At 59.2% G+C, this 12,057-nt stretch carries 8 protein-coding genes; all 8 read left to right on the top strand.

What is annotated here, in order from left to right:
- Window positions 1-41 precede the first annotated feature (41 nt).
- Entirely contained in the window at window positions 42-821 is a 780-nt protein-coding gene (gene yaaA, locus ACA052_RS04680) for a peroxide stress protein YaaA (RefSeq protein WP_497648610.1), read from the top strand.
- Between the two features lie 811 nt (window positions 822-1,632).
- Entirely contained in the window at window positions 1,633-2,949 is a 1,317-nt protein-coding gene (locus ACA052_RS04675; RefSeq protein WP_497648609.1) for a nucleotide sugar dehydrogenase, read from the top strand.
- Window positions 2,950-3,149: 200 nt separating this feature from the next.
- Window positions 3,150-4,631 carry a mannuronan synthase gene (gene alg8, locus ACA052_RS04670; protein WP_497648608.1) on the top strand — a complete coding sequence of 494 codons (1,482 nt, stop codon included), beginning with the start codon at window positions 3,150-3,152 and terminating at the stop codon, window positions 4,629-4,631.
- A 36-nt stretch (window positions 4,632-4,667) separates the two neighbouring features.
- Window positions 4,668-5,837 carry a PilZ domain-containing protein gene (locus ACA052_RS04665; protein ID WP_497648607.1) on the top strand — a complete coding sequence of 390 codons (1,170 nt, stop codon included), beginning with the start codon at window positions 4,668-4,670 and terminating at the stop codon, window positions 5,835-5,837.
- Window positions 5,838-5,852: 15 nt separating this feature from the next.
- Entirely contained in the window at window positions 5,853-7,358 is a 1,506-nt protein-coding gene (algK, locus tag ACA052_RS04660) for an alginate biosynthesis TPR repeat lipoprotein AlgK (RefSeq protein ID WP_497650267.1), read from the top strand.
- Window positions 7,355-8,995 carry an alginate export family protein gene (locus tag ACA052_RS04655; RefSeq protein ID WP_497648606.1) on the top strand — a complete coding sequence of 547 codons (1,641 nt, stop codon included), beginning with the start codon at window positions 7,355-7,357 and terminating at the stop codon, window positions 8,993-8,995. Before algK ends, ACA052_RS04655 begins: the two co-directional genes overlap by 4 nt.
- Before the next feature lie 26 nt (window positions 8,996-9,021).
- A complete protein-coding gene (gene algG / locus ACA052_RS04650; protein WP_497648605.1) occupies window positions 9,022-10,596 on the top strand; it encodes a mannuronan 5-epimerase AlgG in 1,575 nt (524 codons plus the stop codon).
- Window positions 10,597-10,606: 10 nt separating this feature from the next.
- Window positions 10,607-12,055: an alginate O-acetyltransferase gene (locus ACA052_RS04645; protein WP_497648604.1), complete on the top strand. Its 1,449-nt coding sequence runs from the start codon at window positions 10,607-10,609 to the stop codon at window positions 12,053-12,055.
- Window positions 12,056-12,057 lie beyond the last annotated feature (2 nt).

The raw sequence follows: 12,057 nt of genomic DNA, 5'->3' as shown, positions 1-12,057 counted from the left end.
AACCCCCTAGAATCGCCCCCACGATTAAAGGAGACGACTTCATGCTGATGGTGATTTCCCCCGCCAAGACCCTCGATTACGAAACACCGCCGGCGACCCAACGCTTCACCCAACCGCAGTACCTCGATCATTCCCAGGAATTGATCATGCAGTTGCGTGACCTGACCCCTGCACAAATCAGTGAACTGATGCATGTTTCCGACAAGATCGGCGGGCTCAACGCCGCGCGTTTCGGCAGTTGGACGCCAGCGTTCACCCCGGAAAACGCCAAGCAGGCATTGCTCGCGTTCAAGGGCGACGTTTATACCGGTCTCAACGCACAAACCTTCAGCGAAGCCGATTTCGATTACGCCCAGCAGCACCTGCGCATGCTGTCCGGCCTCTACGGCCTGCTGCGACCACTTGACCTGATGCAGCCCTATCGGCTGGAAATGGGCACCAAACTGGCGAATGCCCGGGGCAAGGACCTTTATGCCTTCTGGGGGACGCGGATCAGTGAGTGGTTGAATGAAGCGCTGGCCGATCAAGGCGATGACGTGCTGCTGAACCTGGCGTCCAACGAGTATTTTTCGGCCGTCAAACGCAGCGCGTTGAACGCCCGCATCATCAATACCGACTTCAAGGACCTGAAGAACGGCCAGTACAAAATCATCAGTTTCTACGCGAAGAAAGCGCGCGGCATGATGAGTCGCTTCGTTATCGAAGAGCGCATCAACGACCCGCAAGCCCTCAAGCAATTCGACGTTCAGGGTTACCAATACAGTGCCGAGCAGTCTAAACCGGACAATCTGGTGTTCCTGCGCGATCACGCTCCCGAATAACGCACCTCAGCGGCGCACGACATTAATCCCCTCGTCGTGCGCCAGCCTCTGATCGTCCAACAATTCCCCGCCTGATTCGACATTTTGTTGGCGTCAAAAATATAACAGTCAGTTTTCTAACTTTAGTTTCACTCGACTTCCATGATTTTTTTCAGTAGTGGCACTGAAAATTTTTATCGATAGTGGCATATGACTATCTAATCAAACGACAACCCTATGTATCAAGGGTGAAACAGCTGTTGCCATCAAAATGAAAGTAGTGCCATCTTTTTCAATATTTCAAGAAATTTCAGAATTCGCGATGGGCGGACCGGAACTATGTCCAAATGAGTCGCTCATACCACCGGTAACGATTCTCACAGTGCTTGTACGAGATAACTTACGCAGAGAAGAGATTCACGTAGCAAAGTTGTCACATGAACTTCTGCTTAATAATCCCTGATTTGCGCACTACATGAAGGACAGGAGATAAGCATCATATGTATCCCCTACAAGGCCAAGGCTGCGCCCCTATAAACGTGCTCATCTGAGCACCCAACCGCTTGATTTACGGGCCTTAGGCCCGGCATTGAGCGCGCAAGACCTTTGCACGAATGTCCTCTGGCTAGAGGATCAGCTGCATAACGGGGCAACTCACAATAATAAAGCCTAGTTGCGCACATCTTGAGTGCACTTATTTAGACACTCGGAACTTTTTATGCCTGCACGCGGCATTGTGGCGCCTGTATGCCGCACTTCCGAGTGCACTATGACCGCTGAACACTATTAACTCCGGCCATGTAATGGCTTGATAATCACAGAGGTAAATGCGATGCGCATCAGCATATTTGGTTTGGGTTACGTCGGTGCAGTATGTGCCGGTTGCCTGTCTGCACGGGGCCACGACGTCGTTGGCGTCGATATCTCCAAAGACAAGATCGATATGATCAACGCAGGCCGTTCGCCGATTGTTGAACCGGGTCTGGGCGAGCTTCTGGCCAAGGGTATCGAGACGGGCAAATTGCGCGGCACGACCAACTTCGCCGAGGCGATTCGCGACACCGACGTGTCGATGATCTGCGTCGGTACGCCGAGCAAGAAGAACGGCGACCTGGAACTGAACTACATCGAAGCCGTGTGCCGCGAGATCGGTTTTGTCCTGCGTGACAAGACCTCCCGACACACCATCGTGGTTCGCAGCACCGTGCTGCCGGGCACCGTCGCCAACGTGGTGATCCCGATCCTCGAAGACTGCTCCGGCAAGAAAGCCGGTGTTGATTTCGGTGTTGCGGTGAACCCTGAGTTCCTGCGTGAAAGCACCGCGATCGCCGACTACGATCTGCCGCCAATGACCGTCATCGGCGAATTCGACAAGGCCAGCGGCGACGTTCTGCAAGCGCTGTACGAAGAGCTCGACGCACCGATCATCCGCAAGGACATCGCTGTCGCCGAGATGATCAAGTACACCTGCAACGTGTGGCACGCCACCAAGGTGACCTTCGCCAACGAGATCGGCAACATCGCCAAGGCGGTCGGCGTCGATGGTCGTGAAGTGATGGAAGTGGTCTGCCAGGACAAGACACTGAACCTGTCCCAGTACTACATGCGTCCAGGCTTCGCGTTTGGCGGCTCCTGCCTGCCGAAAGACGTGCGCGCCCTAACCTTCCGCGCCGGTTCGCTGGACGTCGAAGCGCCACTGCTGAACTCGCTGATGCGCAGTAACGAATCGCAGGTGCAAAACGCCTTCGACATCGTCTCCAGCCATGACAAACGCAAAGTCGCCCTGCTGGGCCTGAGCTTCAAGGCCGGTACCGATGACCTGCGCGAAAGTCCGCTGGTTGATCTGGCGGAAATGCTGATCGGCAAGGGTTATGACCTGAGCATCTACGACAGCAACGTCGAATACGCCCGTGTCCACGGCGCCAACCGGGATTACATCGAGTCGAAGATTCCTCACGTCTCGTCCTTGCTCAATTCCGACTTCGACGACGTGATCAGCAACTCCGACGTGATCATCCTCGGCAACCGTGACGAGAAATTCCGCGCCCTGGCGGAAAAAGCTCCACACGGCAAGCAAGTGATCGACCTGGTCGGCTTCATGTCCCAAGCCACCAGCGTCAGCGGTCGCACCGAAGGCATCTGCTGGTAACGCGATATCTGTAGGAGCTGCCGCAGGCTGCGATCTTTTGGCGCCGGTGAGATCGCCGAAGATCAAAAGATCGCAGGCTCCGCCAGCTCCTACAGGATTTCTGGCGTCATCCGAATCGGGTGTCGTCAGTTTTCACAAGCCTGCCTTAACCCCATCGGGCCACCCCACAGGCTCGCCCGAGATCGAGACGGATGCAGATTATGCACAGGCTAAAGCACGGCCTACTTCAGGCCGCCGGTTGGCTGTTTTACCTAAGTTTATTGATGGGCATCGCCATGGCGTTGCCTGCGTCCACGTTCGACTCCGAGTCGAAGGACTTCATCTTCCTGATTGGCTTCATCGGGATCTGGCGTTACTCGATGGGTGCCACGCACTTTCTGCGCGGCATGCTGTTTTTGTACGTGGTCTACCCGCATCTGCGGCGCAAAGTGCGCAAGCTGGGCAAGTCGGCAGACCCGTCCCACGTCTATCTGATGGTCACGAGTTTTCGTATCGACGCGCTGACCACCGCGCAGGTGTACAGCTCGGTGATCCGCGAAGCGATCGACTGCGGTTTGCCGGCCACCATGGTCTGCTCGATCGTGGAAATGTCCGATGAGCTCCTGGTGAAAAGCCTTTGGGCCCGGATGAATCCACCAGATCGCGTCAAGCTCGACTTCGTGCGCATTCCCGGCACCGGCAAGCGCGATGGCCTGGCCTACGGTTTCCGCGCCATCTCCCGCCACTTGCCGGACGACCGCGCCGTGGTTGCAGTGATTGATGGCGACACCGTGCTCGCCCCAGGTGTCGTGCTCAAGACGGTGCCGTGGTTTCAGCTGTTCGGCAATGTCGGCGGCCTGACCACCAACGAGTTCTGCGAAGTGCGCGGCGGCTACATCATGAGCGAATGGCACAAACTGCGATTCGCCCAGCGCCACATCAACATGTGCTCGATGGCCCTGTCCAAACGCGTGCTGACCATGACCGGCCGGATGTCGGTGTTTCGCGCCACCGTGGTCACCGACCCGGACTTCATCGCCGACGTGGAAAGCGACTCGCTGCAACACTGGCGCCTGGGCCGCTTCAAGTTCCTCACCGGTGATGACAAGTCGAGCTGGTTCAGCCTGATGCGCCTTGGCTACGACACGTTCTACGTGCCGGACGCGGCGATCCACACCGTGGAGCACCCGCCGGAAAAAAGCTTCATCAAGGCCAGTCGCAAATTGATGTTCCGCTGGTACGGCAACAACCTGCGCCAGAACTCCCGCGCCCTGGGCCTGGGGATGAAACGCCTCGGTCTGTTCACGTCGGTGGTGCTGTTCGACCAGCGTGTGTCGATGTGGACCTCGTTGCTCGGCTTGACCGTGGCGATCATCGCCAGCTTCAAGTACGGCACCGCGTTCATCCTGGTTTACCTGCTGTGGATCGGCATCACCCGCCTGATCCTGACCCTGCTGCTGTCCTGCTCCGGTCACCGGATCGGCCCGGCTTACCCGGCGATCCTCTATTACAACCAGATCGTCGGCGCGCTGGTGAAAATCTACGTGTTCTTCCGCCTCGACCAACAATCCTGGACTCGCCAGGACACCAAATTGACCCGTGATCTCGCCAGCTTTCAACGTTGGTTCAACACCTGGTCGTCTCGGACCATGACCTTCTCTGCCGGCAGCATTTTTGTCGCCGTGCTGCTGATGATGGTCTGACCGCCCCCTTATTGAATTAGCCAGGAAATAGCCCCTATGAATACCGCCGTCAACGCCAACGTAGTGCATGAATCAGAAGCCCAGCGCCAACACGCCCGAGTGAAAATCCCGGCCAAGCTGCGTTTCTTCGGTCCCGACCGGACCCCGATGGAAGCGCGAGTGATCGATCTCTCCGCTGGCGGCCTGGCGTTCAACGCCGGTCAGCTACCGCTGAAAACCGGTGATGTGTACAAGGCTCGCCTGCAATTCGTCATCGATAACCTCGGCCTGGCCATGGACGTGGAGTTGCAAGTGCGCTCCTTCGATCGCCCGACCGGACGCGTCGGTTGCCAGTTCCAGAACCTCGAACCACAAGACATCTCGACCTTGCGTCACCTGATCACCTCTCACCTGGCCGGCGACATCGTCAGCATGGGTGAAGTGCTGGCGACGCTGCAGCGCGATAACTTCACCAAGGCGCGCAAGGTCAAGGACGGCGGCCATGGCATGACCCCGTTCGGGCGTCTGCGTGCCGTGACGTTCAGCCTGGCAATTTTCCTCGTCGGCCTGGCGGCGTTCGGTTTCATTTTCAAATCGGTGTACGGCATGTACTTCGTCAGCCATGCGCAGGCCGGCCTGGTCAGTGTGCCGGGCATGAACATCACCATGCCGCGTGACGGCACCGTGCAGAGCCTGATCAAAGCCGACGGCGTTGCCGCCAAAGGCGCCCCGCTGGCGACCTTCAGCACCAGCATGCTCGATGTGCTCAAAGGGCATCTGGACGAAGACCAGTTGCAACCGGCCAAGGTTGAAGAACTGTTCGGCAAGCAAATGACCGGCACCCTGACCTCGCCATGCGATTGCACCGTGGCCCAGCAAATGGTCGCCGACGGTCAGTACGCCAGCAAGGGCGACGTGATCTTCCAACTGGTGCCGCGTAACAGCGAAGCCAACGTCGAAGCGCGCTTCTCCTATCGCCAGTTCGGCGACGTGCTGCCAGGCAGTCCGGTGCGCTTCCAGATTGCCGGCGAAGACAAATCCCGCACCGGCAAGATCGTCAGCAGCACCAGCCTGAAAAGCGCCGACCTGTCCTCCGACATCCGCGTGCTGATCCAGCCGGACGAGCCACTGGACAGCAAGTTCGCCGGTCGCCCGGTTGAAGTGAACAGCGACCGTGGTCCGAACCTGAACTGGCTGATCGACAAAGCCATGGCTTCCGGTCTTTAAGCAGAGGGCATGCCTGTGACCATTATCAGTCTCTTGAAAACACCGCAAACCCTGTGGGAGCGGGCTTGCTCGCGAAGGGAACAACGCGGTCTGCCTGATGCACCGCAGCGCCTGCTTCGCGAGCAAGCCCGCTCCCACATGGGTTACGCGTTCTGCTCGTTGGCCTTGGCAGTGAGCCTGGCCGGTTGCGCCGGCCTGCCCGACCAGCGCCTGGCCAACGAAGCCCTCAAGCGCGGCGACACCGCGCTGGCTCAGCAGAACTACAAGCAACTGGCCGACCTGGGTTACAGCGAAGCCCAAGTGGGCCTGGCCGATATCCAGGTCGACAGCCGTGACCCAGCGCAGATCAAGCAGGCCGAGGCGACTTACCGCGCCGCGGCCGATGTCTCGCCGCGGGCTCAGGCTCGCCTGGGCCGTCTGCTGGTCGCCAAGCCCGGCTCCACCGAAGCCGAACAGCACGAAGCCGAAGGCCTGTTGAAAAAAGCCTCGGCCAATGGCGAAGGCAACACCCTGATTCCGCTCGCGATGCTGTACCTGCAATACCCTCACAGTTTCCCGAACGTCAACGCACAGCAGCAGATCAGCCAATGGCGCGCCGAAGGCAAACCGGAAGCGGGCTTGGCCCAAGTGTTGCTCTATCGCACCCAGGGCACTTATGACCAGCACCTGGATGAAGTCGAAACCATCTGCAAAGCCGCGTTGAACACCACCGACATCTGCTATGTCGAGCTGGCCACGGTCTATCAGAAAAAAGCCCAGCCAGAGAAACAGGCCGAGCTGATCAAGCAGATGCAGGCCGCTCACGCCCGCGGCACCGTTTCCGCTCAACGCGTGGACAGCGTCGCTCGCGTACTCGGGGATGCAACCCTGGGCAAGACCGACGAAAAAACCGCTCAGTCGTTGCTCGAAGACATCGCCCCCGCCTACCCCGCGTCGTGGGTCAGCCTGGCGCAATTGCTCTACGACTTCCCGGAACTCGGTGACGTCGACACGATGATGAAGTACCTGGACAACGGCCGCGCCGCGGACCAGCCACGGGCCGAACTGTTGCTCGGCAAGCTCTACTACGAAGGCAAATGGGTGCCGGCCGACGCGAAAGTCGCCGAAGAGCACTTCCAGAAAGCCGTCGACAAGGAAGTGGCCGCCGATTACTACCTCGGGCAGATCTATCGTCGCGGTTACCTGGGCAAGGTCTACTCGCAGAAAGCCCTGGATCACCTGCTCAAGGCAGCGCGTAACGGCCAGAACAGCGCCGACTTCGCCATCGCCCAACTGTTTTCCCAAGGCAAGGGCACCAAGCCCGACCCGCTCAACGCTTACGTCTTCAGCCAGTTGGCCAAGGCTCAGGACACCCCGCAAGCCACCGAGCTTGCGCAAACACTCGAAGCCCAACTGCCGCCTGCCCAGCTCGCCGAGGCCCAACGCCTGTTGAAACAAGAACAGGCCGTTCGTGGCGCCTTGAGCCAGAACACGCTGGAACTGCACGCCCTGCAAGAAGAAGACGGCGAGGAACCCCTATGAAGTTGATACCCATGAACCCTGTAGCAGCTGCCGAAGGCTGCGTTCGACCGCGCAGCGGTCGCCACACGGTCGCCCCGAATCTGCCTGAAAGTACGTTGACGCTGATTTTACGATTGCTTCGCAACCGGACGCAGGCTTCGCCAGCTGCTACAAAACTCTTCACGCTTTCAAAACTGGGTATCGGCTTGAGTTTCGCGCTGGTCTGGTCTTCTCCGACCTATGCAGCACTGACCGAAACCAAGAACTATGGCCTGGACGTAAAAGTGACGGCCCAGTCCGAAGACGACACTGACCTGGGTACGCAAAGTGGCGGCGACGTCAACGGTGTCGGCCTCGACCTGCGTCCATGGATCTACGGCGAAAGCGGCGCGTGGAGCGCCTACGCCATGGGCCAGGCCGTGACGGCCACTGACATCATCGAAACCGACACGCTGCAAGGGACCAACGGCGACGGCACCCAGACCACCGACAACGGCGATCGCCAGACCAAGAAAAACTACTTGGCCATGCGTGAGTTTTGGGTCGGCTACAGCGGTCTCACGCCGTACCCCGGCGAGATGCTCAAGCTCGGTCGCCAACGCCTGCGCAATGACGACGGCCAATGGCGCGACACCAACATCGAAGCCCTGAACTGGACCTTCGACACCACCCTGTTGCGCGCCAACGCCGGTGTTGCCGAACGCTTCAGCGAATACCGCACCGACCTGACCGAACTGTCCCCCAAGGATAAAGATCGCCTGCACGCCTACGCCGATGCTGCGTATCAGTGGACGCCGGGCAACTGGGTCGGCATTCGCGGTCATCACACCCACGATGACGGCAAGCTGGACTACGCGGAACCGGGCGTGGCACCCGATACCCTGGACAAGACACAGAATGGTGACATCAGCTGGATCGGCCTCACCGCCGACAGCGATGCCTACAACTGGCGCAACACCAACACCGTCAACTACTGGGGCAGCGTCACCGGCATGAGCGGCGACCGCGACAAGGTCAACCCGTTGAACGCCGACGGCACCGCACCGGCCCAAGCCAAATCCAGCGGCAACATTGACGGCTGGGCCACCGACCTGGGCGTGCGCCTGCGCCTCGATCCGCAATGGCAAGTCGGTGCAGCGTATGCCCGCGCCAGCGCCGATTACGAACAGAACGGCCTGGAAAGTAACCGCTCGACCTACACCGGCACTCGCTCGCGGGCGCACCGTTTCGGCGAGGCCTTCCGAGGCGAAATGCAAAACATGCAGAGCGCCACCCTGTTCGGTTCGTGGATGCTCAACGACGAGTACGACGCCAGCCTGATCTACCACAAGTTCTGGCGCGTCGACGGCAACAAGCCGGTCGGCAGCAATGGCATCGACGCCGTCGAGAACAACACCGACGACGCAACGGGCGCGATTCTTTCCAGCACGTCCCTGCCGCTGGAAGACGGCAGCAAGGACCTCGGCCAGGAAATGGACGTGGTCGTGACCAAGTACTTCAAGCAAGGCCTGCTGCCCGCGTCGCTGAGTCAGTCGATCGATGAGCCTTCGGCCCTGGTGCGGTTGCGTGGCGGTGTGTTCAAGCCAGGCGATGCCTACGGCAAGGGCGTCGACTCGTACATGCACCGCGCGTTTATCGACGTGATCTGGCGCTTCTGATGCGAACCGCGAAGGGAGTGCCCGACATGAACAGCCCGAAGAGAGGCTCGTTGACCTTGCTGGCCGGCGCGATGCTGCTGGCAAGCTCGGCTGCCTTCGCCACAGTGGAGCCGGCCGCCAAGCCGGCAACCATGGCCAAGGAACTGCAACAGGCCAAGACCTACACCGTGAGCAGCGCGCCGACCGGGCCGCTGGAACTTGCAAAGCCAAAATTGCCCGACACTTCCGGCTACACCGCCGAAGCCATCGCCGCGAAAATCGTGCGCACCAAGGCTGGCAAAATCAGCGTGCGCCGGATGATGCAGGAAGACGCGCTGAAGGACTTCATCGGCGGCGACAACAAGATGGCTGAGTGGGTGGTGCGTCAGCACGGTATCCCGCAGGCGATCTTCGTCGACGACGGCTACATGAACCTCAAGGACTTGGCGAAGAAGCTGCCCAAGCAGTACTTCAGCGAAACGTCGCCGGGCGTGTTCCTGGCGAAGTTGCCGATCGTGGTCGGTCGTCACGGCATCCTCGAAATCGACAAGCAGACCCAGGAGTTGCGTCTGTCGCAAGAGGCCGGCTCGTTCATGGTCAACGACGGCCAGCTGTTCGTGCGTGATACCAAAATCACCGGCTGGAGCGAGAAAAACAATGGTCCGGCGGCCTTCCGCGAGCCCAAGGAATTCCGTCCGTTCCTGTTGTCCTGGGGCGGTACCGAAACCTATATCGCCAACAGCAAGATCGCCAGTTTCGGCTATGCCAACAGTAAGTCCTACGGCGTGAGTATTTCCCAGTACACGCCGAACATGGCCAAGGTGCTCAAGCGTCCCGAGCCGAGTGGCTGGATCGTCGGTTCCGAGTTCTCGGACATGTGGTACGGCTTCTACTGCTATGAGACCCGCGACTTCGTGGTCAAGGGCAACACCTACAAAGACAACATCGTCTACGGCATCGACCCGCATGACCGTTCCCACGGCCTGATCATTGCCGACAACACGGTGTACGGCACGAAGAAGAAGCACGGGATCATTATTTCCCGTGAGGTCAATGACAGCTTCATCTTCAACAACCGCAGCTACGACAACAAGCTCTCGGGCCTGGTGATCGACCGTAACAGCGTGAACAACCTGATCGCTTACAACGAGATCTACAAGAACCACACCGACGGCATCACCCTCTACGAGAGTGCCGACAACTTGTTGTACGCCAACAAGGTGATCAGCAACCGTCGCCACGGCATCCGGATTCGTAACAGCGTGAACATCCGCCTCTACGAAAACCTGTCCATGGCCAACGGCCTGACCGGCGTCTACGGGCACATCAAGGACCTGGCCGACACCGACCGCGACATCAAGCTCGATCCGTTCGACGCCCAAGTGTCGCTGATCGTGGTCGGCGGCGAACTGGCCGGCAACGGCAGCGGGCCGCTGTCCATCGACTCGCCGCTGAGCGTCGAGTTGTATCGCGTGTCCATGCTCGCCCCGACCAAATCCAGCGGCATCAGCTTCAACGGGATTCTTGGCGAGCGTCAGGATGAAATTCTCGACCTGCTGGTACGCCAGCAGAAAGCCGTGCTGATCGACCCTGTCGAACGCCAGACCGAAATGCGGGACTGAGGATAATTTTATGCACCCACACTTGATCAAATTACTCAGCCTGTCGGCCCTGACCGCCGGCATTCTCGCGGCCAGCAGCGGCGTTCGCGCCGAGGATGTCCAGGCGCCGAAATTCAGTGCCGAACCGTGCTGCAACTTGTGCCCCGAAGCGCACGACGCGAAGAATTACACCACGCGCTACCAGCAGAACTTCACCACGCTGGTGCAGGCTCAAGGCGACTGGTTGTTCCGTACGCAAGAAGACTTGCGCACCGAATTCGACACCACGCCGGCCGGCTACAAACGCATGAAAGAACTGCACGATGCGTTCAAGAGCAAAGGGGTGGAGCTCGTTGTTGTTTATCAACCCACCCGTGGCCTGGTGAATCGCAACAAGCTCAATCCGGAAGACAAGGCCAAGTTCGATTTCGACAAGGCGCTGAAAAACTACAAGACCATGCTCGGTCGTTTCGCCGCCATGGGTTACACCGTGCCGGACTTGTCGCCGCTGACCAATGAGTCGCTGCCCGACACCCTGCCCGCCCACGATTTCTACTTCCGCGGTGACCAACACTGGACGCCGTATGGCGCCCAGCGCACGGCGAAAATCGTCGGTGAGCAAATCAAGAAAATGCCGGCCTTTGCCGACGTACCGAAGCGCGAATTCGAGAGCCATAAGTCGGGTCGCATGGGCAAGACCGGAACATTACACAACATGGCCGGTCAACTCTGTGGCACCAGCTACGCGATCCAGTACATGGATCAATTCACCACCGAGCCAAAAGGCGAAGCAGCGGATGGCGATCTGTTCAGTGACTCCGGCAATCCGGAGATCACCCTGGTCGGCACCAGCCACAGTGGCAAGAACTACAACTTCGCCGGTTTCCTCGAAGAGGCCATCGGCGCCGACATCCTCAACGTGGCGTTCCCCGGCGGTGGCCTGGAAGGTTCGATGCTGCAGTACCTGGGCAGCGAAGAATTCCAGACCAAGCCGCCGAAGATTCTGATCTGGGAATTCTCGCCGCTCTACCGCCTCGACCAGGAAACCATCTACCGCCAGATGATGGCGCTGCTGGACAACGGTTGCGAAGGTAAGGATGCACAGATGACCGGCAGCACCACGTTGAAACCGGGCAAGAACGAATTGATGGTCAACAGCAAGAACCTGAACCTGCAAAACAGCAGCCACCAGGTTGACATCCGCTTCGCCGATCCGTCGGTGAAAACTCTGCAAGCCACCCTCTGGTACATGAACGGTCGCCACGAGGACATCAAGATCGATAAGCCGGAAACCTCCGACACCGACGGGCGTTTCGCCTTTGAGTTGCGCACGGACGAAGACTGGGCCTCGCAGAATCTGCTGGCCGTCGAAGTCCAGGGCCCTGAAGCAGGTGCCGCGCCACAGAAAGTCGAAGCGAAAATCTGCAAACGCAACGTGTTCCCAGGCGCTGAGCAACGTACCGCTCAGGCTGGACAATGAGG

The organism is Pseudomonas sp. LBUM1644, assembly GCF_059716195.1.
The sequence above is the reverse complement of the archived record's forward strand: the minus strand, read 5'-3'. Positions and strand labels throughout refer to the sequence as shown.